Annotated in this window: 20 protein-coding genes; 12 read left to right on the top strand and 8 right to left on the bottom strand. The window is 60.2% G+C overall.

Annotated elements, in window-relative coordinates; translation table 11 throughout:
• Window positions 1-4: 4 nt before the first annotated feature.
• Window positions 5-769: a tRNA isopentenyl-2-thiomethyl-A-37 hydroxylase MiaE gene (gene miaE / locus AC4PR2_RS13180; protein WP_015376459.1), complete on the bottom strand. Its 765-nt coding sequence runs from the start codon at window positions 767-769 to the stop codon at window positions 5-7.
• Window positions 770-946: 177 nt separating this feature from the next.
• Window positions 947-1,372 carry a ribonuclease E inhibitor RraB gene (rraB, locus tag AC4PR2_RS13175; RefSeq protein WP_025305115.1) on the bottom strand — a complete coding sequence of 142 codons (426 nt, stop codon included), beginning with the start codon at window positions 1,370-1,372 and terminating at the stop codon, window positions 947-949.
• Window positions 1,373-1,534: 162 nt separating this feature from the next.
• Here rraB and argF point away from each other — a divergent pair, with 162 nt between their 5' ends.
• The 5 genes from argF to ridA all read left to right on the top strand — a co-directional run bounded on the left by argF (window position 1,535) and on the right by ridA (window position 6,573).
• Window positions 1,535-2,554 carry an ornithine carbamoyltransferase gene (gene argF, locus AC4PR2_RS13170; RefSeq protein ID WP_110157243.1) on the top strand — a complete coding sequence of 340 codons (1,020 nt, stop codon included), beginning with the start codon at window positions 1,535-1,537 and terminating at the stop codon, window positions 2,552-2,554.
• A 195-nt stretch (window positions 2,555-2,749) separates the two neighbouring features.
• On the top strand, window positions 2,750-4,318 hold the full coding sequence (locus tag AC4PR2_RS13165; RefSeq protein WP_346420379.1) for an ABC transporter substrate-binding protein: 1,569 nt from the start codon (window positions 2,750-2,752) through the stop codon (window positions 4,316-4,318).
• Window positions 4,319-4,616: 298 nt separating this feature from the next.
• A complete protein-coding gene (gene pyrB / locus AC4PR2_RS13160; RefSeq protein WP_038879020.1) occupies window positions 4,617-5,552 on the top strand; it encodes an aspartate carbamoyltransferase in 936 nt (311 codons plus the stop codon).
• Window positions 5,553-5,564: 12 nt separating this feature from the next.
• The gene (gene pyrI, locus AC4PR2_RS13155) at window positions 5,565-6,029 is read left to right on the top strand and encodes an aspartate carbamoyltransferase regulatory subunit (protein ID WP_038879023.1); all 465 of its coding nucleotides are present in this window, start codon (window positions 5,565-5,567) and stop codon (window positions 6,027-6,029) included.
• 157 nt (window positions 6,030-6,186) lie between these two features.
• Window positions 6,187-6,573 (top strand): 2-iminobutanoate/2-iminopropanoate deaminase, encoded by a 387-nt coding sequence (ridA, locus tag AC4PR2_RS13150; protein ID WP_004933379.1) that lies wholly within the window; start codon window positions 6,187-6,189, stop codon window positions 6,571-6,573.
• A 47-nt stretch (window positions 6,574-6,620) separates the two neighbouring features.
• Here ridA and AC4PR2_RS13145 read toward each other — a convergent pair whose 3' ends face one another.
• The 4 genes from AC4PR2_RS13145 to mgtA form a co-directional block, all read right to left on the bottom strand.
• Complete coding sequence (locus tag AC4PR2_RS13145; protein WP_084826923.1) at window positions 6,621-6,887, bottom strand: hypothetical protein; 267 nt, start codon at window positions 6,885-6,887, stop codon at window positions 6,621-6,623.
• Between the two features lie 62 nt (window positions 6,888-6,949).
• Window positions 6,950-7,528 carry a hypothetical protein gene (locus AC4PR2_RS13140; RefSeq protein ID WP_346420380.1) on the bottom strand — a complete coding sequence of 193 codons (579 nt, stop codon included), beginning with the start codon at window positions 7,526-7,528 and terminating at the stop codon, window positions 6,950-6,952.
• A 141-nt stretch (window positions 7,529-7,669) separates the two neighbouring features.
• On the bottom strand, window positions 7,670-10,063 hold the full coding sequence (locus AC4PR2_RS13135) for a beta-N-acetylhexosaminidase (RefSeq protein ID WP_346420381.1): 2,394 nt from the start codon (window positions 10,061-10,063) through the stop codon (window positions 7,670-7,672).
• Window positions 10,064-10,274: 211 nt separating this feature from the next.
• The gene (gene mgtA, locus AC4PR2_RS13130; protein ID WP_084826926.1) at window positions 10,275-12,983 is read right to left on the bottom strand and encodes a magnesium-translocating P-type ATPase; all 2,709 of its coding nucleotides are present in this window, start codon (window positions 12,981-12,983) and stop codon (window positions 10,275-10,277) included.
• Window positions 12,984-13,405: 422 nt separating this feature from the next.
• Here mgtA and treR point away from each other — a divergent pair, with 422 nt between their 5' ends.
• From treR to treC, 3 genes are all read left to right on the top strand, one after another.
• Complete coding sequence (gene treR / locus AC4PR2_RS13125) at window positions 13,406-14,353, top strand: trehalose operon repressor TreR (RefSeq protein ID WP_038879034.1); 948 nt, start codon at window positions 13,406-13,408, stop codon at window positions 14,351-14,353.
• Between the two features lie 137 nt (window positions 14,354-14,490).
• Window positions 14,491-15,906, top strand: a complete 1,416-nt coding sequence (gene treB / locus AC4PR2_RS13120) for a PTS trehalose transporter subunit IIBC (RefSeq protein WP_492175198.1) — start codon at window positions 14,491-14,493, stop codon at window positions 15,904-15,906.
• A 67-nt stretch (window positions 15,907-15,973) separates the two neighbouring features.
• On the top strand, window positions 15,974-17,638 hold the full coding sequence (gene treC, locus AC4PR2_RS13115) for an alpha,alpha-phosphotrehalase (RefSeq protein WP_330113211.1): 1,665 nt from the start codon (window positions 15,974-15,976) through the stop codon (window positions 17,636-17,638).
• Between the two features lie 28 nt (window positions 17,639-17,666).
• Here the strand turns inward: treC and AC4PR2_RS13110 are convergent, their stop codons facing one another.
• On the bottom strand, window positions 17,667-18,191 hold the full coding sequence (locus AC4PR2_RS13110; RefSeq protein ID WP_047729213.1) for an NAD(P)H-dependent oxidoreductase: 525 nt from the start codon (window positions 18,189-18,191) through the stop codon (window positions 17,667-17,669).
• Between the two features lie 106 nt (window positions 18,192-18,297).
• Between AC4PR2_RS13110 and AC4PR2_RS13105 the strand changes: the two genes are divergently transcribed.
• The 4 genes from AC4PR2_RS13105 (at window position 18,298) to AC4PR2_RS13090 (ending at window position 24,050) form a co-directional block, all read left to right on the top strand.
• Entirely contained in the window at window positions 18,298-19,212 is a 915-nt protein-coding gene (locus AC4PR2_RS13105; RefSeq protein WP_102985536.1) for a LysR family transcriptional regulator, read from the top strand.
• Between the two features lie 244 nt (window positions 19,213-19,456).
• Window positions 19,457-21,595 carry an anaerobic ribonucleoside-triphosphate reductase gene (gene nrdD, locus AC4PR2_RS13100; RefSeq protein WP_015376445.1) on the top strand — a complete coding sequence of 713 codons (2,139 nt, stop codon included), beginning with the start codon at window positions 19,457-19,459 and terminating at the stop codon, window positions 21,593-21,595.
• A gap of 168 nt (window positions 21,596-21,763) precedes the next feature.
• Window positions 21,764-22,228, top strand: a complete 465-nt coding sequence (gene nrdG / locus AC4PR2_RS13095; protein WP_197757303.1) for an anaerobic ribonucleoside-triphosphate reductase-activating protein — start codon at window positions 21,764-21,766, stop codon at window positions 22,226-22,228.
• Window positions 22,229-22,691: 463 nt separating this feature from the next.
• On the top strand, window positions 22,692-24,050 hold the full coding sequence (locus tag AC4PR2_RS13090) for a hypothetical protein (protein WP_492175197.1): 1,359 nt from the start codon (window positions 22,692-22,694) through the stop codon (window positions 24,048-24,050).
• A 158-nt stretch (window positions 24,051-24,208) separates the two neighbouring features.
• Here the strand turns inward: AC4PR2_RS13090 and AC4PR2_RS13085 are convergent, their stop codons facing one another.
• Window positions 24,209-24,460, bottom strand: coding sequence for a hypothetical protein (locus AC4PR2_RS13085; RefSeq protein WP_492175196.1), 252 nt, complete (start codon window positions 24,458-24,460; stop codon window positions 24,209-24,211).
• Window positions 24,461-24,499: the final 39 nt, after the last annotated feature.

Below are 24,499 nucleotides of genomic sequence, written 5' to 3'. Positions count from 1 at the left end.
AACGTCAGGCGGCGGCGGGCACGCCGCTGTGGAAGCGCAGCTCGCTGTCCGGCGACAGGATCAGCTCAGCTTCGAGACGGCCGAAATGCGCTACACGTTCGCTGATGTCGCCGCCGGCGATCTGTTCGGCCAGCGTCAGGTAGTCCTGATAATGGCGCGCTTCGGATCGCAGCAGCGAGACGTAAAAGCGGTTCAGCTCGTCGTCCAGATGCGGCGCCAGTTTGGCGAAGCGTTCGCAGGATCGCGCTTCGATGTAGGCGCCGCAGATCAGTTTGTCGATCAGCGTCGCCGGATCGTGGGTGCGGATCTCGCGGATCATGCCCTTGGCGTAGCGGCTGGCGGTGATCTTGCGATACGGGATCCCGCGCGCCTGCATGATCTCCAGCACCTGCGAGAAGTGATGCAACTCTTCCTTGATCAACAGCACCATGCGATCCGCCAGATCCTGGCCGTAGGCCGAGCCGTTTTTCGGCAGGATCTTGCGGGTGAACTGGCCCTGGCGAAACAGCGTGTCCGGTGCGCCCTGCGCTTCGTGCAGAAACGCCTCGTAGGGCCGCAGCAGCGCCAATAGCGCGTCTCCGCTCTCTTTGTCCGCCACGTAGCGGCGGATCAGCCACATGCCGGTCTGCGCGGCTTTCAGCTCGCACACCAGGTGGTCGGTCAGCAACAGCTGCAGGTTTTCCGGACGGCGCGCGGCGTCGATCCAGGCGTCGGGAGTTTCACAGTGCAGGAAGCTTAAAATCGGGGCTAACAGGGATTGGTATGTCATGGCGTCATTGCCCTATGTATTTCAAGTTGCAGCTAGGCGGCCAGCTCACTCATCCCCAGGAGCTTACTTAGGTAAGTGACTGGGGTGAGGGAGTGCAGCCAACAACGCTGCAGCTTGAAAGACGACGGGGATATCAGGGGCCGGCGAGAACCGGCCCATGTGAATAAGCGGGGTTAATCAGTGGCGTTTGCCGTCGTCGTCTTCGTCGATGTAGTCGCCGTCTTCGTCATCCTCACCGTCTTCACCGTTCGGATCTTCGAAGTAGGTGCCCCAGCCGTCGTAGTTGACGCCGCAGCGCTCCGCCAGCGCCACCAGCTGCTCGACCTGAGCGTCGATCAGCTCGGCGTTCAGGCCGACTTCGCTGATCACGTCGCAGCACATCACCATCGAGCCGTCTTCCACTTCCAGCTCTTCGGCGTCGGTCACTTCGTAGCCCAGCTTGAAGGCTTCAACGGCGGCCTGCTCCAGAACCTCAAATTTCTCGGCGGACAGATGGTGCTCGATGGTGTAGAGCGCGTCCGGATCGCTGCCGTCTTCCAGCAGTTCTTCGATGATCAGGCGGGTCTCTTCACGTTGTTCTTCCAGCAATTCGCGGTTTGCCATGCCTATATCCTCAAGTCAAATGGCCTTCATTCCTTCTATTTTCACACACCGCCGACATTGCTTCCACGATAAACGTGAAAGATTTCCTCGCCGGGGTTGAAATTGAATATTCATACATATAAAGTGAATTTTAATTCAATTAAGCAATCAGGGAATCGGACTATGAGCACCGGCAATGCGTTCTACCAACGTCACTTTCTGAGGTTAATGGATTTCACCCCCGACGAGCTGCAGGCGCTGCTGCGGCTGTCGGCCGATCTGAAGCAGGCCAAGAAGCAGGGGCAGGAACAGCGCCGGCTGCAGGGCAAAAACATTGCGCTCATCTTCGAAAAAGACTCGACCCGCACGCGATGCTCTTTCGAAGTTGCCGCATTCGATCAAGGCGCCCAGGTCACTTACCTCGGCCCGAGCGGCAGCCAGATCGGCCATAAAGAGTCGATGAAAGACACCGCCCGGGTGCTGGGCCGCCTGTACGACGGTATTCAGTATCGCGGCTACGGCCAGGCGCTGGTGGAAACCCTGGCGGAATACGCCGGCGTGCCAGTATGGAACGGCCTGACCGACGAGTTCCACCCCACCCAACTGCTGGCGGATCTGCTCACCGTGCAGGAGCACCTGCCGGGCAAGGCGCTGAGTGAAGTGAAACTGGCGTACGTCGGCGACGCGCGCAACAACATGGGCAACACGCTGCTGGAAGCCGCCGCGCTGGCGGGCATGGATCTGCGGCTGGTGGCGCCGAAGGCCTGCTGGCCGCAGCCGGAGCTGGTGGCCGAGTGCCAGGCGCTGGCACAGCAAACCGGCGCGAAACTCACCCTGACCGAAGACATCGCCGAAGGGGTGCAAGACGCCGACTTCCTCTACACCGACGTGTGGGTGTCGATGGGCGAACCAAAAGAGACCTGGCAGGAGCGTATCGCGCTGCTGCGGCCGTATCAGGTCAACATGGCGATGCTGAAGCTGACCGGCAACCCGAACGTGAAGTTCCTGCACTGCCTGCCGGCGTTCCACGACGATCAAACCACGCTCGGCAAGCAGATGGCGCAGCAGTACGATCTGCACGGCGGCATGGAAGTGACCGACGAGGTGTTCGAATCGGCGCACAGCGTGGTGTTCGATCAGGCGGAAAACCGGCTGCACACCATCAAGGCGGTGCTGGTCGCCACGCTGAGCGAAACCCTCTGACAGTCCTCCCCTCCGCCCTGGCGCCCCCGGCCAGGGCGGCTAATATATTCCTGGAATATCAAATAGCGGATTGACCTTTGCCCGCCGCGGGCAAAGGTTCTACCGTGACAGGCCGACGGCACCCGCGCCGTAAAAACCAACGATAACAAACCGTTCTCAGCGCCGCCTGGCGGCGCCTTCAGGGGATACACACCGATGAAAGCCAAACTCTTGCCGCTGTTCCTGCTCGCCGCCCTGCCCGCCGCCGCGTTAGCCGCCACGCCGCCGAATACGCTGGTGGTGGTGCAATCGCTGGATGACATCGTCAGCCTCGATCCGGCGGAAGCCAACGAACTCTCCAGCATCCAGACGGTGCCCAGCCTGTATCAACGATTGGTGCAGGCGGATCGCGACGATCCGGCCAAGGTGGCACCGGTACTGGCGGAAAGCTGGCAGAGCGATGCGGCGGCCAAAACGCTGACGGTGAAACTGCGGCCGCAGGCGGCGTTCGCCTCCGGCAACCCGCTGACCGCCGACGACGTGATCTTCTCCTACAGTCGCGCGGTCAAGATGAACAAATCGCCGGCGTTCATCCTCAACGTGCTCGGCTGGCAGCCGGACAACATCGACGCGCAGCTGAAGAAGATTGACGAACATACCGTGCAGCTGCGCTGGACGGCGGACGTCAGCCCGGCGGTGGCGCTGAATATCCTCTCGACGCCGATCGCCTCGATCGTCGACAGCAAGGCGGCGCTGGCCAACGTTAAAGACGGCGACTTCGGCAACGCCTGGCTGAAAATGCACTCCGCCGGCAGCGGCCCGTTCAAGATGCGCGTCTATCAGCCGCATCAGGCGATCGTGCTGGACGCCAACCCCACCTCGCCGGGCGACAAGCCGCAGCTGAAAAACATCATCATTAAAAACGTGCCGGATCCGGCCACCCGCCGCCTGCTGATCCAGCAGGGCGACGCCGATATCGCCCGTGAACTGGGCGCCGATCAGACCGACACGCTGAAGAACCAGCCGGGCGTCAAGGTGCTGGAGATCCCGTCCGCCGAGCAAAACTACCTGGTGTTCAACACCGGCAACGGCGCCAATCCGTTGCTGAACAACCCGGCCTTCTGGGAAGCGGCGCGCTACCTGGTGGATTATCAAGGCATCACGAAGGATCTGCTGAAGGGCCAATACTTCGTGCACCAGAGCTTCCTGCCGGTCGGGCTGCCGGGCGCGCTGGAGACCAACCCGTTCAGCTACGATCCGGCCAAGGCGAAAGCCATCCTGGCCAAGGCGGGCATCACCCACGCCGCCTTTACGCTGGACGTGGAGAACAAGCCGCCGTTCATCACCATCGCACAGGCGCTGCAGGGCAGCTTCGCCGCCGCCGGCGTGAAGGTAGAGCTGCTGCCGGCGGCGGGCAGCCAGGTTTACTCCCGCGTGCGCGCCAGGCAGCATCAGGCGGCGATCCGCCTGTGGATCCCGGATTACTTCGACGCCCACTCCAACGCCAGCGCCTTCGCCTACAACGACGGCAAAAGCAGCACGGTAGCCGGACTGAACGGCTGGCAGATCCCGCAGTTGAACCAGCAGACGCTGGCGGCGCTGGCCGAAGCCGATCCGGCCAAGCGCCGCGCGCTGTACACCGCCATGCAGCAGGAGCTGCAGCGCAGTTCGCCTTACGTGTTTATCGATCAGGCCAAAACCGAAGTGGTGCTGCGCGACAACGTCAAAGGCTACCAGCAGGGGCTGAACGCCGACATGGTCTACTACGATCGCGTCAGCAAATAGCCGGCGGGCGGCCATCGCCGGCCAATCGATTGCGGGGCGGCAAAAAACGGCGTTTTAACGCTTGCAGTGGCGAAAAGCGCGAGTATAATGCGCCACAATTTGCCAGGAGAAAGCATGAAAAACGACGTTTGTTTTGTTAGCCACAATCGACAAAACCGACTGCCTATCGGCGGCCAGCTGCCGTTGTTTCTCCTGTTGCTAAGCCGATCGTTTCAAGCCCCTCATTGAGGGGCTTTTTTTTGCCTTGAGAATATCCCAAAGTCCCGCGCCACGGGCACGCGTCGAGGAGGAGTGAAAAATGGCCAACCCGCTGTATCACAAACACATCATCTCTATTAACGATCTCAGCCGCGAGGATCTGGAGCTGGTGCTGCGCACCGCCGCCGGTCTGAAAGCCAACCCGCAGCCGGAACTGTTGAAACACAAGGTGATCGCCAGCTGCTTCTTCGAAGCCTCGACCCGTACTCGCCTGTCGTTCGAAACCTCGATGCACCGCCTCGGCGCCTCGGTGGTGGGCTTCGCCGATGGCAGCAACACCTCGCTCGGCAAGAAAGGCGAAACCCTGGCCGACACCATCTCGGTGATCAGCACCTACGTGGACGCCATCGTGATGCGCCACCCGCAGGAAGGCGCGGCGCGCATGGCCGCTGAATTCTCCGGCAATGTGCCGGTGCTCAACGCCGGCGACGGCGCCAACCAGCACCCGACCCAGACCCTGCTGGATCTGTTCACCATCCAGGAAACCCAGGGCCGCCTGAGCAACCTCAGCATCGCCATGGTCGGCGACCTGAAGTACGGCCGCACCGTGCACTCGCTCACCCAGGCGCTGGCCAAGTTCGAAGGCAACCGTTTCTACTTCATCGCCCCGGACGCGCTGGCGATGCCGGCCTACATCCTGAAAATGCTGGAAGAGAAAGGCATCGAGTACAGCCTGCACAGCAGCATTGAAGAAGTGGTGCCGGAGCTGGATATTCTCTACATGACCCGGGTACAGAAAGAGCGCCTCGATCCGTCCGAGTACGCCAACGTGAAGGCGCAGTTCGTGCTGCGCGCTGCGGATCTGGCCGGCGCGCGCGCCAACCTCAAGGTGCTGCACCCGCTGCCGCGCATCGACGAGATCGCCACCGACGTAGATAAAACGCCGTACGCTTACTACTTCCAGCAGGCGGGCAACGGCATCTTCGCCCGCCAGGCGCTGCTGGCGCTGGTGCTTAACGCAGATTTGGCTCTTTAAGGGGGAACCGCCATGACTCACGACAACAAACTGCAGGTCGAAGCGATCAAATGCGGCACGGTGATCGACCACATTCCGGCGCAGATCGGTTTCAAACTGCTGACGCTGTTCAAGCTGACCGCCACCGACCAGCGCATCACCATCGGCCTGAACCTGCCCTCCAACGAGCTGGGCCGCAAAGATCTGATCAAGATCGAGAACACCTTCCTGACCGAGCAGCAGGCCAACCAGCTGGCGATGTACGCGCCGAAGGCCACGGTAAACCGCATCGATAACTATGAAGTGGTGCGCAAGCTGACCCTCAGCCTGCCGGATCACATCGACGGCGTGCTGACCTGCCCGAACAGCAACTGCATCAGCCGCAGCGAGCCGGTAGCGTCGAGCTTCAGCGTGAAGCCGCGCGACGGCGAAGTGCACCTGAAGTGCCGCTACTGCGAGAAAGAGTTCGAGCATCAGGTGGTGTTGCAGGCCGACTGAATTCTGCCCTTTTAGCGGGAGCGGCGCTGTTAATCTGCGCGTCACTCCCTATAATGGATGCCTGAAAATAACTCTACCCACGTTGCTACCCACCGAATTTTACGCTGCGGCCGACCGCGCGGCGGCGTGAAAGACAACGGGTCTATCAGGAGAAAACATGTCACGTAATATCAGCACTGAACTCGCCCCGGCAGCCATTGGTCCTTACGTGCAGGGCGTTGATCTGGGCAGCATGATCATCACTTCCGGCCAGATCCCGGTCGATCCGAAAACCGGCGCCGTTGCCGACGACGTGGCCGCTCAGGCGCGCCAGTCGCTGGAAAACGTCAAAGCGATCGTCGAAGCCGCCGGCCTGATCGTTGCCGACATCGTGAAAACCACCGTGTTCGTGAAAGACCTGAACGACTTCGCCACCGTCAACGCCGCGTACGAAGCCTTCTTCACCGAGCACAGCGCGCCGTTCCCGGCCCGCTCCTGCGTGGAAGTGGCGCGTCTGCCAAAAGACGTGAAGATCGAAATCGAAGCCATCGCCGTACGTCGTTAATCGACGCTCACGCGAATCACGGCCAGCGCAGACTGGCCGTTTTTACATTACTTGAATGCTGGGCGCCGACGGACACAGCCCAAAGTTTCAGCAGCCGGAGAGGATGAAGCGTTAACCTGTTTAACCGCCTGTTTTAAAACGGCGATAACCTCTTCTCGCGAAGCCGTAATCGGTTTGCCGCGAGGCGTTATGCGGTCAATCTGTTCAGATGTATAGGTGTTCACTGCATCTACACCTTCCATGCCGAATTTATACACCTTCAGCTCATAAGAGGCAGGTTTTGTTACCTGACGTTTTGTTGACTTTATCACCATGCGAACCTCCTGTGACCCTACCGGCATTTCGCCATTATTGCGCAAATTTCACCCACCTTCAATTATGAGGCCGGCGGCGAAAAACCTTCCTGGAACCACAGGAAAAGCGCCTCAGCGTCTCGATAAAGTATCTGTTTGAGCCCCCCGGTGAGGTCGACAAAATGATGATGATTTATATAATAATCAGCCAACTCCGTATTAATCGGCGATATTAAGCGCAAACCTGCGCATGCCGTCTCCACCATAAAGAGCACGGCGACATAGAGCGCAAAACGTAGCGTATTGCCATCAAGGCTCGAGTCTCTAATACGAAAATTCTGCAGCATCTCAATATTTAACATCGCCAGATGCTCGCCTGCAGCCGGACAAAACCGGCAGAGACAGGCGCCTGCCGGCCGGTCATCGATGCCCTGTATCTTAAAGCTAAACATAAAGCCGTCAGGATCGCCCAACGCGGCGCCATTCAACGCCCAGGGAATACGGCGCTCTTCAGGTTGTTGGCGAGCCAACGCAACGCACCACTCAAAATCTTTAGCATTCATCATTTGCACCCGGACGCCATACCCGGCCTCAGCAAAGAGGTCATTGGTTGCAGCCAGTGCGCGTTCTCCAATCAATCGGACATTAAAAACATGCGGCATTATCAATCCTTTGAATGCGTAAACCGTATTGAATGAACAAATCGGGCTGGATTTTACAACCAGCCCGTCGTTTCTGCTCTTTCAACCACATCGCAATGTCGAGATATGGAATACGCCCCGCAGTATATTCGCCACCTCTCCTTACGGCGCCGCTTGCAGTCCCCGCAGCAGCGCCTCCAGCGGGTAAACCGCCGCAATCACCACTTCGTCGCGCGTCTGCGCCGCCGCATCCAGCCGGCGCTGCGCTTGCTCGGCCTCGGCCCGGCTCAGCGGTTTGCCCTGCTGGTGGCGATCCAGCAGCGTTAAGCCCAGCGCGGCCAAAGCATCGACGTCCTGCGCCACCGGCGCCAGATCGCGCAGCGTGCGGTTGCCCGCGATCGCCGTCTGCAGTGCAGCGCCGTTCGCCTGCCAGCGCTGCAGCCGTTCGCGCAGCGCCTGCGCCGCCGCCTTATCGCGCTTATCCTGCAACAAGGCCGCGACCTGGGCATGCATGTCGCGCACCGCGCTGCTCTCTGGCGGCAGCGCATCGGCAAAGCGATTCAGTGGTTCGAACTGGTGATAGTTGCCGGCCTGGAACTTCAGGTGCTGGCGGGTGTAATACTGCGCCGGCTCCACCGCCTCGGCCAGGATCTGCAGCGGCAGGATCTGCACGCTGTTGCTCAGCCGGGTGAATTCGCGCGCCGTTTCCGCGTGCTGCTGCAGGCCGACCGACACCACCGACCAGGCGTCGATCGCCGCCAGCCGCCGGTACATGTTGCTTTCGTCGGTGACGTCCTGCGCCGACCACAGCCGCTCCGCCACCGCGAAGGCGCGCGGCCACAGCTTGAGATCGAGCAGCGGCGCGCGCACGTTTTCCGCCCACAGCGCCGCTTCGCCGCCGAGAATGTTGGCCTGCCCTTTCTCGTCCGGCACCACCGGCATCTTGCCCGCCGGCACCGCCGCCAGCTTGTCGCCGCGGGTGGGGTAACGCACGTTGCCGACCAGCGTATAGCCGCTGAGCTTGTCCTGCTGCAGCGTGAACACCGGCCGCGTGTCGCCCATCCAGGTATCGACGCGGAACGTCACCTGCTGCGGCGTGCGCCAGACGATGTCGTGCACCGCGCGGCGCGATTTGCCGTTGAAATCGATAAAGCCGCGCCAGCCCTGCTTGCCCTCGATCAGCGTGAAGCTGCCCTCCACCGCGCTCCCCTTCAGACGCGGCATGCTGAAGCGCCAGCTTTGCGCCTGCTCGCCGGGTTGCACCGCCGTCTCGATCCCCAGCGGCTGCGGCAGAATTTCATTGCGGTAGTGATAGGCGGTGCTTTGCGGCTGATCGAGGTAGAAACCGGTGGAGAGAATGCCCTGATAGCCGTCCTGCGCGCTGGCACCCAGCGAGTCTTGCCCCTGCCAAGACTGAATGACGATCGAACGCGGCAGCGACGGGTGGTAGATCTCGTCCCAGCCGACCATCTGTCGCTGGTGCTTCTCGAGGATCTTTTCCAGCTTCTGGTTGAAGTAGGCCTGCAGCGCATGGGTATCCGCCAGCCCGTTCTTCTGCATAAACGCCTGAATCGACGGCGACGCCCGCCACTGGCTGGCGTCCACCTCATCGCCGCCGATGTGCAGATAAGGATCGGAGAAGATCGCCGCCAGCTCGCCGACGATCGTGTCGACAAACTGATACACCTCGTCGCGGGTCGGATCGAGCGTCGGCTTATGCACGCCCCACTCGCGCTCCATGCGATACGGCCCCGGCGCGCTCATCAGCTCGGGATAGGCCACCGCAATGCTGGAGGCGTGCCCCGGCATGTCGATCTCCGGCACCACGCGAATGCCGCGCGCCGTGGCATAAGCCACCACCTGCCGCATCTGCTCGCGGGTGTAGAACTGGCCGTCGCTGGCCTGCTGTTGCAGTTTGGGATAATGCTCGGAGGCAAAGCGCCAGCCCTGATCGTCGGTCAGGTGCCAGTGGAACACGTTAAGCTTGGCCGCCGCCATGCCGTCGAGCTGGCGGAGAATGTCCGGCAGCGGCAGGAAATGGCGCGCCGAATCCAACAAGACGCCGCGCCACGGGAAGCGCGGCACATCGCGGATATCCACCAGCGGCAGGAAGGTGTTTTGCCCGTCGGTCTGCAGCAGCTGCAGCAGGGTTTCCATGCCGCGCAGCGCGCCGAAGCGGGTGTTGGCGGTCAGCGTGGCGCCCTGCGGCGTGACCGCCAGCCGGTAACTTTCGTCGCTGCCCGGCAGCGGCTGCGCCGCCACCCGGTCCTTGATCACCACCTTGATCGCCGCGCCGTTCGCTTCTTCCATCGGCGCCAGCGTCCAGCCGGTCTGCAGTTCGATGCGCTGGCGCCAGCGCGGCAGCACGTCGCCCAAGTCGTCACCCTGCACGCTTAACGACAACTGGTGATCCAAAATCAGCTTGCCCGCCGGTTGCGTCACGTCCACCTGCTGCGGCCAGGGCATCAGCGGCAGATCGCCGGCCGGCTGCGCCAGCGCGCCGCAAGAAAACCATAACGATGAAGCCAGTAGCGTATAACGGAAAGGTCTGTGCATCGGAAATTCCTCAGAGGAAAAAAACAAAATATCCCCAATGAATTTCAAGCCACCGCTAGGCGATAAACAACAACGCGGTGGCTTGAAAGGCGCAGGGGAAAACAGCCAACGCTGTAGATAAAGACTCAGCACAGAACAGATGTCCAACCGTTACGGTGAAAAAGCGGACGGGATCACAGTTGCCCCCTCCCGGCCGGAGGGGGCGAGCGGGTTATTGCCAGCCGTAGCGGCGCACGAACCAGCCTTTCACGCACTGGGTCAGCACCATGTAACCGGCGAGGATCAGCACCAGCCACGGGAAGTAGGCGAGCGGCAGCGCCTGCAGCTGCAGGAAGCCGGCCAGCGGCGAGAACACCAGGCCGATGCCGGTGGCGATCACCGCCAGCGTCATGATGCACAGCGGCCAGGATGGGCGGCTCTGGATAAACGGAATTTTGCGCGTGCGGATCATGTGCACGATCAGCGTTTGCGACAGCAGCCCTTCAACGAACCAGCCGGACTGGAACAGCGTCTGCATTTCCGGCGTATTGGCCTTGAACACCCACCACATCAGGCAGAAGGTCAGCACGTCGAAGATCGAGCTGATCGGCCCAAAGAACACCATAAACCGCCCCAGATCGGCGGAGTTCCAGCGCTGCGGCTGGGTGATCTGATCGTCGTCGACGTTATCAAACGGGATGGCGATCTGCGAGATGTCGTACATCAGGTTCTGAATCAACAGGTGCAGCGGCAGCATCGGCAGGAACGGCAGGAAGGCGCTGGCGATCAGCACGCTGAACACGTTACCGAAGTTGGAGCTGGCGGTCATCTTGATGTATTTCAGCATGTTGGCGAAGGTACGGCGCCCTTCGATCACCCCCTGCTCCAGCACCATCAGGCTTTTTTCCAGCAGGATGATGTCCGCCGCTTCCTTGGCGATGTCCACCGCCGAATCGACGGAGATGCCGATATCGGCCGCACGCAGCGCCGGCGCGTCGTTGATACCGTCGCCCATAAAGCCCACCACGTGCCCCTGGCGGCGCAGCAGTTTGACGATGCGCTCTTTGTGCAGCGGCGTCAGCTTGGCGAACACCGTGGTGCGCGCCGCCGCCTGGGCCAGCTGCTCGTCGTCCATCTGCTCGATCTCGCTGCCGCGCAGCAGGTGCTCGGCCGCCAGCCCGACGTCCCGGCACACTTTGGCGGCCACCAGCTCGTTGTCGCCGGTGAGGATCTTCACCGTGACGCCGTTCTGTTTCAGCGCCGCCAGCGCCGGCGCGGTGCTCTCCTTCGGCGGATCGAGGAAGGCGACGTAGCCTTCGAGGATCAGATCCGACTCGTCCGCCACGCCGTATTCATGGGTTTGTGCCGGCAGGATCTTGTTGGCCACTGCCACCACCCGCAGCCCCTGCTGGTTGAGATCGTCGGTGATGCGGCGAATGCGCGTCAGCAGCGCCTCGCTGAGCGGGATCACCTCGTCTTCGTGGCGCACGTGGCTGCAAATCGCCAGCATCTCTTCCAGCGCGCCCTTGCACACCAGCTCGTGATACTCGTTGTCTTTCGCCACCACCACCGACATGCGGCGGCGCACAAAGTCGAACGGGATCTCATCCACCTTGCGGTAGTGCTGCAGCGCTTCCGGCTGCTGATTTTGCTCCGCGCAGCTCAGCACCGCCACGTCGAGCAGGTTTTTCAGCCCGGTCTGGTAGAAGCTGTTCAGCCAGGCGTAGCGCAGCACCCGCTCGCTGCTGGCGCCGAACACGTCGGTATGGCGCTCCAGTACGATCTTGTCTTGGGTAAGGGTGCCGGTCTTGTCGGTACACAGAATATCCATGGCACCGAAGTTCTGGATGGCGTCCAGGCGTTTGACGATCACCTTCTGGCGCGACAGTTTCACCGCCCCTTTGGCCAGCGTCGAGGTGACGATCATCGGCAGCATTTCCGGCGTCAGCCCGACCGCCACCGACAGCGCGAACAGCGCCGCTTCCCACCAGTCGCCCTTGGTGTAGCCGTTGATCAGCAGCACGATCGGCGTCATCACCAGCATAAAGCGGATCAGCAGCCAGCTGACCTTGCTGATGCCGCTCTGGAAGGCGTTCGGCTGCTCATCCTGGCTGGTGACGCGCTGCGCCAGCTGGCCGAAATAGGTGTTGCCGCCGGTGCCGATCACCATCGCCAGCGCGGTGCCGCTGACCACGTTGGTGCCCATGAAGCACAGGTTCTGGCAGTCGAGCGGATCGGCCGCCAACGCCTGCGGCGCCGCGGATTTCTCCACCGGCAGCGATTCACCGGTCAGCGCCGCCTGGCTGATGAACAGATCCTTGGCCGACAGCACGCGCAGATCCGCCGGGATCATGTCGCCGGCCGCCAGCTTGATGATATCGCCCGGCACCAGCTGCGCGATCGGCAGCTCCACGTGCTCGCTCTTGCCGGTGAGCGCGTCGCTGCGGATCACCGTGGCGGTGTTGCTCACCATGGCCTTCAGCGCGTCGGCCGCCCGGTTGGAGCGCGCCTCCTGGATGAAGTTCAGCAGCGTGGAGATCAGCACCATCAGCGCGATCACCAAGGCGCCGGTCAGATCCTCGGTGGCATAAGAAATCATGCCGAGCGCGGTCAGCAGCAGGTTGAACGGGTTGCGGTAGCAGTGCCAGAGGTGCTGCCACCAGGCCTCTTTCTGCTGATCGTCGATAACGTTCTCGCCGCAGCGCTGGCGCACCTGTTCCGCCTCATGGGCGGTGATGCCTTCCGGGTGGCTGTGGAAACGCTCAAACAGCTGCATCGTCTCTGCGGCGGCGCATTCCAGCCGCTGCTGCGCCAGGCCGGCCGGCATATCGCGCGCAGCGCCGCCGACGCTGTCCAGCAGGCTGTCGCGGCGCACCAAACGGCGCGGAAGGCCGCGGGCGAACAGGCCCAGCAGCTGACGGGGGAGTTTTTTCAGTTTCATGGTCGCACCTCGTCGCCCGGTGCCTCACGGCAGCGGGTAAACGGGGATCGTCATCGGCCGGGCGGATGGCGGGCACGCCAAAAAGCCTCTGCCAATGCAGATCCTTATTCTTTTTTTCAGCAGCAGGAGCGAACGACGAAGCGCGCGCCACCGGTTACCGTGATGTACTTCACCGGTAAAACAGCAGCGCCAGGCGGAGAGGTTTTACCGGAGAACCGAGTGAGTGTCTAAAGCAGTCGGGTCGGGGTCCATATGGGGTATAACCTCCGGTAAAGGGAAAAACAGAGCGGCAGGAGCGGCCGTTCATCGCAATGTCACAATCCCGTTTTGCATCAAGATCCGCGTCGGAAAATGAGCTATGCTGACGGGCATTCATTATTGGCCGTCAATTTACGCCTTACAACCTAAACGACAAGTAAACCATGCAAAACCGGCTGACCATCAAGGACATCGCACGCCTGAGCGGCGTAGGCAAATCCACCGTCTCACGCGTGCTGAACAATGAAGGCAGCGTGAGCCCGCAAACCCGCGAACGGGTGGAAGCGGTGATCCGTCAGCAAGGGTTTACCCCCTCCAAGTCGGCGCGCGCCATGCGCGGCCAGAGCGACAAGGTGGTGGGCATCATCGTTTCCCGTCTCGATTCGCCGTCGGAAAACCAGGCGGTGCGCACCATGCTGCCGCTGCTGTATCAGCAGGGCTTCGACCCGATCGTGATGGAGAGCCAGTTCGAAACCCGCCTGGTGCAGGAGCACCTGCACGTGCTGCGCCAGCGCAACGTCGACGGCGTGATCCTGTTCGGCTTCACCGGCCTGACCGCGGCGATGCTCAAACCGTGGCAGGAAAAAATGGTGGTGATGGTGCGTGAATACGACGGCTTCTCGTCCGTCTGCTACGACGACGCCGGCGCGGTGAACCTGCTGATGGATCGCCTGCACCGGCAAGGGCACCGGCATATCGGCTATCTGGGGGTGCAGCTCAGCGACGCCACCACCGGCCAACGCCGCTACCAGGCCTACCTCGACGCCTGTGAACGCCTCAAGCTCACGCCGCGCGCCACGCTGGGCGAGCTGAGCTACCAGAGCGGTTTCCAACACGCCGCCGAGGTGATCGACTCGCACACCAGCGCGCTGATCTGCGCCTCCGACAGCATCGCCTTGGGGGCGATTAAATATCTGCAGCAGCAGCCGGCGCACGCCATTCAGGTGTGCGCCATCGGCAACACCCCGCTGCTCAGCTTCCTGTTCCCCGATACCCTGTCGGTCGAGTTCGGCTACGGCAGCGCCGGCCTGCTGGCGGCGCAGCAGCTGCTGGCACAGCTCAGCGGCGAACAGGGGATCCGCCGCCTGGTGGTGCCCAGCAAACTTTCCTGACGACCTGCTTAGAAGTTGACCATTTTTTGTCATTTTGTGATCCTCGCCCCAAACCGGGAACGTTCCCATTTCATTCAAAAAGCCGAGTGGCTAAGCTTTGATCATTACTCAGTCAACACCTCTGCAGGTATCCCATAATGAGCAAAGTAAAACAGCAGGATATTGATCGCCTGATTGTTTTGGTCGGCGGCCGCGAGAACATCGCCACCGTCAGCCATTGCATTACCCGGCTGCGTTTCGTTCTCAATGACCCCAGCAAGGCCAGCCCCAAAGAAATCGAAGAGCTGCCGATGGTCAAAGGTTGCTTCACCAACGCCGGGCAGTTCCAGGTGGTGATCGGCACCGACGTCGGCGACTACTATCAGGCGCTGATCGCCAGCACCGGCGTCAACGAAGCCGACAAAGAACAGGCCAAGGTAGCCGCGCGCCAGAACATGACCAGGACCGAGCGCACCATCTCCCACTTCGCCGAGATCTTCTTCCCGCTGCTGCCGGCGCTGATCAGCGGCGGTCTGATCCTCGGCTTCCGCAACGTGATCGGCGACATCCCGATGTCCGACGGCCAAACGCTGGCGCAGATACACCCGGCGTGGAAAACCGTTTACGACTTCCTGTGGCTGCTGGGTGAAGCGATCTTCATGTTCCTGCCGGTGGCCATTTGCTGGTCGACGGTGAAAAAGATGGGCGGCACGCCGGTGCTCGGCATCGTGCTGGGCGTCACCCTGGTGTCGCCGCAGCTGATGAACTCCTACCTGCTCGGCCAGCAAACGCCGGAAGTGTGGAACTTCGGCTGGTTCGTGATCCAGAAAGTCGGCTATCAGGCGCAGGTGATCCCGTCGATCCTGGCGGGCATGGCGCTGGGCTGGATCGAAACCCGGCTGAAAAAGATCGTCCCCGACTATCTCTATCTGGTGGTGGTGCCGGTAGTTTCGCTGCTGCTGGCGGTGTTCCTGGCGCACGCGCTGATCGGGCCGTTCGGCCGCATGATCGGCGACGGCGTCGCCTGGGCGGTGAAAGCGGTGATGACCGGCAGCTTCGCCCCGGTGGGCGCCGCGCTGTTCGGCTTCCTGTATGCACCGCTGGTGATCACCGGCGTGCACCAGACCACGCTGGCCATCGACATGCAGATGATCCAGAGCATGGGCGGCACCCCGGTATGGCCGCTGATTGCGCTGTCCAACATCGCGCAGGCCTCGGCGGTGCTCGGCATCATCATCATCAGCCGCAAGGCCAACGAGCGTGAAATCTCGGTGCCGGCGGCGATCTCCGCCTACCTCGGCGTGACCGAACCGGCGATGTACGGCATCAACCTCAAATACCGCTTCCCGATGCTGTGCGCGATGATCGGCTCCGCGATCGCAGGCCTTATCTGCGGCCTGGACGGCGTGATGGCCAACGGCATCGGCGTCGGCGGCCTGCCGGGCATCCTGTCTATCAAGCCGCAGTTCTGGCTGATTTACTCGCTGGCAATTCTGGTGGCGATCGTCATCCCGCTGGTGCTGACCATCATGGTCTACAAACGCAAGGCCGCCCGCGGCGAGCTGCCGGTTTAATTGACGCAAAATGAATGTAGGGGCCTGCTTACGCAGGCCCGTTGTCACGATTCAAAGGTATTGATCTATGAGCAACCCAACCCCCTGGTGGCAGAACGGCGTCATCTATCAAATTTATCCGAAGAGTTTTCAAGACAGCACCGGCAACGGCTACGGCGATTTGGCCGGCGTGACCCGGCGGCTGGACTATCTGCAGGAACTGGGCGTCGACGCCATCTGGCTGACGCCGGTCTACGTCTCACCCCAGGTGGACAACGGCTATGACGTGGCGGACTACTGCGCCATCGATCCGGCTTACGGCACCATGGCGGACTTCGAGCAGCTGGTCGCCGCCGCCCACCGGCGCGGCATCCGCATCGTGATGGACATGGTGTTCAACCACACCTCGACCGAGCACCCGTGGTTCAAGGCCGCGCAGGATCGCCACAGCCCGTATCGCCAGTTCTACGTCTGGCGCGACGGCGAGGGGGATACGCCGCCGAACAACTGGCGCTCCAAGTTCGGCGGCAACGCCTGGCAGTGGCACGCCGACAGCGGCCAGTACTATCTGCACCTGTTTGCCGTCGAGCAGGCGGATCTCAATTGGGAGCACCCACCGGTGCGCGAAGAGCTGAAGAAAGTGTGTCAGTTTTGGGCGGACAAAGGCGTCGACGGCCTGCGCCTCGACGTGATCAACCTGGTGTCCAAGCAGCAGGACTTCCCGTCCGACAGCCAGGGCGACGGCCGCCGCTTCTACACCGACGGCCCGCGCATTCACGAGTTCCTGCAGGAAATGAGCCGCGACGTGTTCCAGCCACGCGGCCTGATGACGGTGGGCGAGATGTCTTCCACCACGCTTGAGCATTGCCAGCAGTACGCGGCGCAGAGCGGCGAAGAGCTGTCGATGACCTTCAACTTCCACCACCTGAAAGTGGACTACGCCAACGGCGAAAAATGGACGCGGGCGGCGCCGGATTACGTGGAGTTAAAGCAGATCTTCCGCCACTGGCAGCAAGGGATGCATAACCGCGCCTGGAACGCGCTGTTCTGGTGTAACCACGATCAGCCGCGCATCGTGTCGCGCTTCGGCGATGAAGGCGCACTGCGGGTGCCGGCCGCCAAAATGCTGGCGATGGTGCTGCACGGCATGCAGGGCACGCCTTATATCTACCAGGGTGAAGAGATCGGCATGACCAACCCCGGCTTCCGCACCATCGAGCAGTACCGCGACGTGGAAAGCCTGAACATGTACGCCGAACTGAGCGCCCAGGGCCGCGGCGACGCCGAACTGCTGGCGATCCTGGCGGACAAATCGCGCGACAACGGCCGCACGCCGATGCAGTGGAGCGCCGCGCCGCACGCCGGTTTCACCACCGGCACGCCGTGGATCGGCTGCGCCGAGAACTACCCGCAGATCAACGCCGACGCGGCGCTGGCCGATCTCGACTCGGTGTTTTACGCCTACCGCCAGCTGATCATCCTGCGCAAGCAGTATCCGCTGCTGACCCACGGCGACTATCAGGATCTGGCGCCGGATCACCCGGCGCTGTGGTGCTATCAGCGCAGCTGGAACGGCCAGCGCCTGCTGGTGGTAGCCAACCTGAGCCGCGAACCGCTGGCCTGGGCGGCGGAAGGCGTGGAAGCCTCCGCCCAGTGGCGCCCGCTGATGAGCAACTACAGCGACTCGGCGGATCAGCCGCAGGCTCTGACGCTGCGGCCGTTCGAAGCGGTGTGGTGGCTGCTCGAAGACTGATCCCGCAGGGCGCGGCGAGCGCTGCGCCCTACAATGTCCCCATCAGCGCCACCACCCCGGCGGCCGCTTGCGCCAACTGCTCATCGCTCATGTCGGTCACGCCCTGCACCAGATGCGGCGGCAGATAATCCATGCCGGTCAGGTTAGCCAGCGCGTGGAACGGCAGCAGCAGATCCTGCACCGGATAGCGGTTGTAGCCTGCCGGCGTGTAGGCCTGTGCGTTGCCGCCGGTGCTCACCACCAGCTGCAGCGGCTTGCCGTGCAGTTTGGTGCCCTCGCTGCCGTAGGCGAAACCATAGGTTAATACCGCGTCCTGCCATTCGCGCAGGATCGCCGGCGAGCTGTACCAGAAAAACGGGAACATCATCACCACCGCATCGTGGCTTTCCAGCAGTGCCTGTTCGCGCGCCACGTCGATGCGGTAATCCGGGTAAGCGCGGATCAGCTCGTGCACGGTCACGTTAGGCAGCGGGCGCACGGCCTCGATCAGCGCCTGGTTGATGCGCGACTCGTCGGGGGTGCGGTGGGCGGTTAACACTAAAATGCGTGACATAAAGGATTCCTTGAACGTAAAGAAGATGAGGCATTTTTCCATTTCTGCCGCTTCGGGTGTAGGCTGTTCAAGGTCACTTCAATTTCAACCGAAAGTATCAACCACTATGTCGCTGCCCTTTGACGTGCACCGCCTGCTGCCGGCCTTCCTCGCCGCCGCGCAGGCGCAAAATTTCTCCGCCGCCGCCCGCCAGCTGGGCGTCACGCCGGCGGCGGTCAGCAAAAATATCCGCGCGCTGGAAGAGAAGCTGGCGCTGCGGCTGTTTCAGCGCAACACCCACAACGTGCTGCTGACCGACGAAGGCAAAGCGCTGCTGGCGCAGGTGGCGCCGCTGTGGCAGGCGTTGGCGGCGACGCTGGAAAGCGCCGGCGGCGAGCGGCAGGCGCCGGCCGGGGTGGTGCGCGTCACGATGATCCCCGGCTTCGGCCGCCAGATGCTGATGCCGTTGATCCCGCAATTTCTGGCGCGCTACCCGCAGATCGATCTCGATCTGTCGCTGGACGCCCGGGTGGTGAATCTGGTGGGCGAAGGCTTCGACGTCGGCATCGGCAGCCGGGTCGATCCCGACAGCCGGCTGGTGGCGCGCCCGCTCTACCCGATGCACATGGTGCTGGCGGCGTCGCCCGACTATCTGGCGCGGCGCGGTGAACCGCAAACGCCGCACGACCTGCTGCGGCACGACTGCCTGCTGCACCGCAACCCCAGCAACGGCCGCCACGTCAAATGGCAGCTGCGCCATCAGGGCGAAACGCTGGCGCTGGATCTGAACGGCCGATTGGTGGTGAGCCGCCCGGAAATGTTGCTGGATGCGGCGCTGGCCGGGCTGGGCATCGTCAACCTGGCGCGCTGGTACCTCGAAAAGCACTTTGAGCAGGGCACGCTGCGGCCGGTGCTGGCGGAGTGCTGGCCGCGCCCGGTGCAGCTGTGGCTCTATTACGCCTCGGCGGATCTGCCGCCGCGGGTGCGCGTCTGGGTCGACTTTCTGCTGGAACATTTCCGCGATCGGCCAGTGAGCGATTGACGACTGTTCAGCTTGCGCACGCTCTTCCGTTTTCCTTGTTCTACATCAAAAGAATCTCGCCAATATCTATATATAGTGCATTAAGAATTGCGAACACCTATATATAGTAGTTATCCACAAAATCATCCACACGCCGCCACAGCCCTTGCGCGCTGCGGCTTTGCCCTGTGGATAAGCGAAATTTGACGGTTGCTCGCCACGCCAGGCGGGTATGAACGCTCCCTCGGGGAACAAGGAGTACAACGTGAAACCAGTAGTGATTAAGCGGGACGGTTGCCAGGTACCTTTTGACGAAGCGCGCATCGCGCAGGCCATTGAGCGCGCCGCGCTGGCGGTGGGCGTGGTTGACGCCGACTACTGCGCCACCGTCGCCCGCGTGGTCGCTCAGCGCATGGAGCAGCAGCCGCGCGTCGATATCCACGAGATCCAGCAGGCGGTGGAAAACCAGCTGATGGCCGGCGAGTACAAACAGCTGGCGCGCGCCTACATCGAATACCGCCACGATCGCGACGTGGCGCGCGAGCTGCGCGGCCGCCTGAACCAGGAGATTCGCGGCCTGGTCGAGCAGAGCAACCGCGCGCTGCTGAACGAGAACGCCAACAAGGACAGCAAGGTGATCCCCACCCAGCGCGACCTGCTGGCGGGCATCGTCGCCAAACACTACGCCAAGCAGCACATCCTGCCACGCGACGTGGTGCTGGCCCATGAACGCGGCGAAATTCACTACCACGATCTCGACTACTCGCCGTTCTTCCCGATGTTCAACTGCATGCTGATCGATCTGAAAGGCATGCTGACCAACGGCTTCAAGATGGGCAACGCCGAGATTGAGCCGCCGAAGTCGATCTCCACCGCCACCGCCGTGACCGCGCAGATCATCGCCCAGGTCGCCAGCCATATCTATGGCGGCACCACCATCAACCGCATCGATGAAATTCTGGCGCCGTTCGTCGACGAGAGCTTCCGCAAACACCTGCAGGTGGCGGAGGAATGGCAGATCCCGGACGCCAAAGGCTATGCCATGGCGCGTACCGAGAAAGAGTGTTACGACGCCTTCCAGTCGCTGGAGTACGAGGTCAACACCCTGCACACCGCCAACGGCCAGACGCCGTTCGTCACCTTCGGCTTCGGCCTCGGCACCAGCTGGGAGTCGCGCCTGATCCAGCGCTCAATCCTGAAAAACCGCATCGCCGGGCTGGGCAAAAACCGCAAGACCGCCGTGTTCCCCAAACTGGTGTTCGCCATCCGCGACGGCCTCAACCACCAGTACGGCGATCCGAACTACGACATCAAGCAGCTGGCGCTGGAGTGCGCCAGCAAGCGCATGTACCCGGATATCCTCAACTACGATCAGGTGGTGAAGGTCACCGGCTCGTTCAAAACGCCGATGGGCTGCCGCAGCTTCCTCGGCACCTACGAGCAGGACGGCGAACTGGTGCACGACGGCCGCAACAACATCGGCGTCATCAGCCTCAACCTGCCGCGCATCGCGCTGGAGGCGATGGGCGATGAGTCGCGCTTCTGGACGCTGCTGGATCAGCGCCTGCAGCTGGCGAAAAAGGCCCTGATGACGCGCATCGCCCGGCTGGAAGGCATCAAGGCGCGGGTGGCACCAATCTTGTACATGGAAGGCGCCTGCGGCGTGCGGCTCAAGGCCGACGACAACATCGCCGATATCTTCAAGAACGGCCGCGCCTCAATCTCGCTGGGCTATATCGGCCTGCACGAAACCATCAACGCGCTGTTCGGCGGCGAAAACCACGTGTATGACGACGAAGCGCTGCGCGCCAAAGCGGTGGCGATCGTCGCGCGGCTACGCGCCGCCGTCGACGCCTGGAAAGACGAGACCGGCTACGGCTTCAGCCTCTACAGCACGCCGAGCGAGAACCTGTGCGATCGCTTCTGCCGGCTGGACACCGCCGATTTCGGCGTAGTGCCGGGCGTCACCGACAAGGGCTATTACACCAACAGCTTCCACCTCGACGTGGAGAAGAAAGTTAACCCGTATGACAAGCTGGACTTCGAAGCGCCCTACCCGCCGTTGGCCAGCGGCGGCTTCATCTGCTACGGCGAGTACCCGAACCTGCAGCACAACCTGAAGGCGCTGGAAGACGTGTGGGACTACAGCTACAGCCGGGTGCCTTACTACGGCACCAACACGCCGATCGACGAGTGCTACGAGTGCGGCTTCACCGGTGAATTCTCCTGCACCAGCAAGGGCTTCACCTGCCCGAAATGCGGCAACCACGACTCGGCCAAGGTCTCGGTCACCCGCCGGGTGTGCGGCTACCTCGGCAGCCCCGATGCCCGGCCGTTCAACGCCGGCAAGCAGGAAGAGGTGAAACGCCGGGTGAAACACCTCGGCAACGGGCAGCTCGGCTGAAAAGCGCCGTGCAACCTATGCAGAAGCCTGTTCATCAGGCGTGATTGTCGCAGCCAGTTTGCCTTCGGCCAGCGCGCACCAACCGGAGCGTACACGCAGTACGTGAGGATTGGCAGCACTGCCCGGAGGCAAAATGGCCAGTAAAATAGCCTGATGGGCAGGCCTCACATGAATTATCACCAGTACTACCCGATTGACGTCGTCAACGGCCCCGGCACCCGCTGCACGCTGTTTGTCGCCGGCTGCGTGCACCAGTGCCCCGGTTGCTACAACAAAAGCACCTGGCGGCTCAACTCCGGCCAGCCGTTTACCCCGGCGCTGGAAGACCGCATCATCACCGATCTGAACGATTCGCGCGTGCCGCGCCAGGGGCTGTCACTCTCCGGCGGCGATCCGCTGCATCCGGCCAACGTGCCGAGCATCTTAACGCTGGTGAAACGGGTGCGCGCCGAGTGCCCCGGCAAGGATATCTGGCTGTGGACCGGCTACCGGCTGGCGGAACTGGACGCGCAGCAAATGCAGGTGGTGGACAGGATCAACGTGTTGATCGACGGCAAGTTCGTGCAGGATTTGAAAGACCCGGCGCTGATCTGGCGCGGCAGCAGCAACCAGGTGGTGCATAGGTTGCGATGAGCTGGCAGCACAGACTTGATCTGGCACAATTACGGCATGGAGCCAATCTGACGGGCGGGTTTGTGCCAGGAGCGGATGTTGCGAACATTACGACACATTCAGTCAAGATATCTAAAATCGCATGGCACGGTTATACGGGGTGTTTACATTACCTTGATGAAAGGAAGGCAATGATGCAAGAATGGTCCGAACAGTTGGAAAAGTGGTCTTCTAATCAAGAATAGGTCAAATGAAGACCAATCAGCGTCATATCTGAACAAGGATGCTAAAAGAATAAATGCTATTTGAGTATGCCCTCCATAAAAATACAAACAAGATTGTTCACGTTGATTCCGTTCCTAACGGAAAACGCTGTGAATGCATCTGTAAGAACTGTGGAGACGCTCTGGTAGCAAAGAACAACGGTAGGGTAGTCAGACACCATTTCTCGCATACAACTAAAGAAGAAAGCCGAGACTGTCAAATGACACAGTTGCACATCGGGATGCAGCAACACTTCTTATCGATATCCAAGTTTACCCTCCCCCAAAATTCGTTGTCTTTAGATGATACTGACATCTTTGTTCCTGAATTTTCCACAGACATTAGTAAATCAACCCTTGAGTACAAGATCGGAAAATACTGGGCAGATGTGTACTTAGAAACAGGCGTTGGTGATGTAGCAATCGAAGTCTGGGTTACCCATGAATGTGAAGAAGAGAAGAGACAATATTACATCGACCACCAGATTGATTCGATTGAGTACCGTTTTCCACCGAATGAAAACAGGAGCATTGACGAATGGGTCGCTCTACTAAAAGTTAACAACGTAGACTACAAATGGATCTACCACTCAGCTCTGGAGAAAAAGAAGCTCAAGCACTTGGAAAAGGTTGAACAAGAACAGCAGCGAGCCAAAGCTGAAAGAGAATCTAAAGTACACGAACTCGTTAAGCGTTCTATGAAAGATAAAACGCTGTATCTCCCCTGTATACGCCAAGACATAGAACTCGAACACAATGGTGAGACGCATAACATAAATCGAGAGGTATTTACTGCTCGCACTGTTATATGTCAAAAAGTCTCGCTGACGTTTGAGTCTGATGAATGTGTCATTCTCGATATAGTTACGGGAGGCAGAACGATCAGAGTTGCTTATTCATACTCAAGCTGTATTCCTGAATTGCTGCCTCTTACTGATAAATACGCAATATGTAACTACTTTGACGATGAGTCTAACGTCATTAATTGCTTGTGGTTGAAACATCCTTCTGTAGAGGCAAGCATTCATAAAAGAAGGAGCCAATATATACTAGAATTAATTAACATCGACAAATTGCGTCATATAAAAGAAAAGGTTGAAACTTTAGCCTCAGAATACTCAAACGGACACGACACATTCTTCAAGAAAAACTATTCGCTTTGGAAAAAATGGATGATTAAGAGACATCTTTTTACACCAGTATTAGACAAGAAAGCCCCCTCTTTTCCACGGCACCTGAAAATGAATCGAAAACATGAACAACTATGGCCTTTTCAGATGTTTCACATTCTTGTTTTAAGTACCCTTGCCGAAATCGTCGATTCATACCCGATTAAAAAACCAATATATTATCGGGATTTATTCATAGAAATAGCGCAGCATTATGGTTTATCAGAGCAATATCAAACTATATTAAAAGAATTTAAATCCTTGAAGAGGCCTTCCTCCTTTGATGAGCTTATCGATGAAGAGAGCATTATAAAAAAGTCTCTTGAACCCTATGCAGTGCTTGAACTTGTGTTATTGCGAAAAGATCATGCTATAAGAAAAGACTCTCTGGTATCCTCATTGAAAGTTTAATTAGTGAAAAATTATATGCTTGTCAAGAATTAACGCAGTATAGGCATTATGATATCCTGCTTTTGATCAACTTCACCATCTATGTCTATGTAGGTTGTTCAGATTAACCTTCCTAATAAACAAGTTTTTAATTCACGACCTGAATGTCCGCTTTTCGCTCAAAGCCGCCTGGCAGTTCTATTCGTAGAAACTACCAGCCCAGCCCTGAACGAATTCCCCTCAATCCCCCGCCAATAACGTTCCCGAATTTTCGCTTTAAATAAAGCTATTCGTTTTTCTGCCTCCGAATGGCTGAGATAAACCGCGGTGCCGTTTCTTAAGCGTTCAAGGGCGGCATCCACCCTTTCACGCAGCGCTTGCACCACAAACATCGCCTCTACGTCCATTTCAGGTTTATTCCGCTGTTCCATTTCTATCTCCTCCTTGAGACAGCATCGGGCCACTCATCA

Source organism: Serratia sp. A07, from assembly GCF_058725505.1.
The sequence above is the reverse complement of the archived record's forward strand: the minus strand, read 5'-3'. Positions and strand labels throughout refer to the sequence as shown.

Bases quoted from the DNA above. Each gene is read 5' to 3' on its own strand.
- miaE (WP_015376459.1), bottom strand. From the start codon at position 769: ATGACATACCAATCCCTGTTAGCCCCGATTTTAAGCTTCCTGCACTGT.
- rraB (WP_025305115.1), bottom strand. From the start codon at position 1,372: ATGGCAAACCGCGAATTGCTGGAAGAACAACGTGAAGAGACCCGCCTG.
- argF (WP_110157243.1), top strand. From the start codon at position 1,535: ATGAGCACCGGCAATGCGTTCTACCAACGTCACTTTCTGAGGTTAATG.
- AC4PR2_RS13165 (WP_346420379.1), top strand. From the start codon at position 2,750: ATGAAAGCCAAACTCTTGCCGCTGTTCCTGCTCGCCGCCCTGCCCGCC.
- pyrB (WP_038879020.1), top strand. From the start codon at position 4,617: ATGGCCAACCCGCTGTATCACAAACACATCATCTCTATTAACGATCTC.
- pyrI (WP_038879023.1), top strand. From the start codon at position 5,565: ATGACTCACGACAACAAACTGCAGGTCGAAGCGATCAAATGCGGCACG.
- ridA (WP_004933379.1), top strand. From the start codon at position 6,187: ATGTCACGTAATATCAGCACTGAACTCGCCCCGGCAGCCATTGGTCCT.
- AC4PR2_RS13145 (WP_084826923.1), bottom strand. From the start codon at position 6,887: ATGGTGATAAAGTCAACAAAACGTCAGGTAACAAAACCTGCCTCTTAT.
- AC4PR2_RS13140 (WP_346420380.1), bottom strand. From the start codon at position 7,528: ATGCCGCATGTTTTTAATGTCCGATTGATTGGAGAACGCGCACTGGCT.
- AC4PR2_RS13135 (WP_346420381.1), bottom strand. From the start codon at position 10,063: ATGCACAGACCTTTCCGTTATACGCTACTGGCTTCATCGTTATGGTTT.
- mgtA (WP_084826926.1), bottom strand. From the start codon at position 12,983: ATGAAACTGAAAAAACTCCCCCGTCAGCTGCTGGGCCTGTTCGCCCGC.
- treR (WP_038879034.1), top strand. From the start codon at position 13,406: ATGCAAAACCGGCTGACCATCAAGGACATCGCACGCCTGAGCGGCGTA.
- treB (WP_492175198.1), top strand. From the start codon at position 14,491: ATGAGCAAAGTAAAACAGCAGGATATTGATCGCCTGATTGTTTTGGTC.
- treC (WP_330113211.1), top strand. From the start codon at position 15,974: ATGAGCAACCCAACCCCCTGGTGGCAGAACGGCGTCATCTATCAAATT.
- AC4PR2_RS13110 (WP_047729213.1), bottom strand. From the start codon at position 18,191: ATGTCACGCATTTTAGTGTTAACCGCCCACCGCACCCCCGACGAGTCG.
- AC4PR2_RS13105 (WP_102985536.1), top strand. From the start codon at position 18,298: ATGTCGCTGCCCTTTGACGTGCACCGCCTGCTGCCGGCCTTCCTCGCC.
- nrdG (WP_197757303.1), top strand. From the start codon at position 21,764: ATGAATTATCACCAGTACTACCCGATTGACGTCGTCAACGGCCCCGGC.
- AC4PR2_RS13090 (WP_492175197.1), top strand. From the start codon at position 22,692: ATGACACAGTTGCACATCGGGATGCAGCAACACTTCTTATCGATATCC.
- AC4PR2_RS13085 (WP_492175196.1), bottom strand. From the start codon at position 24,460: ATGGAACAGCGGAATAAACCTGAAATGGACGTAGAGGCGATGTTTGTG.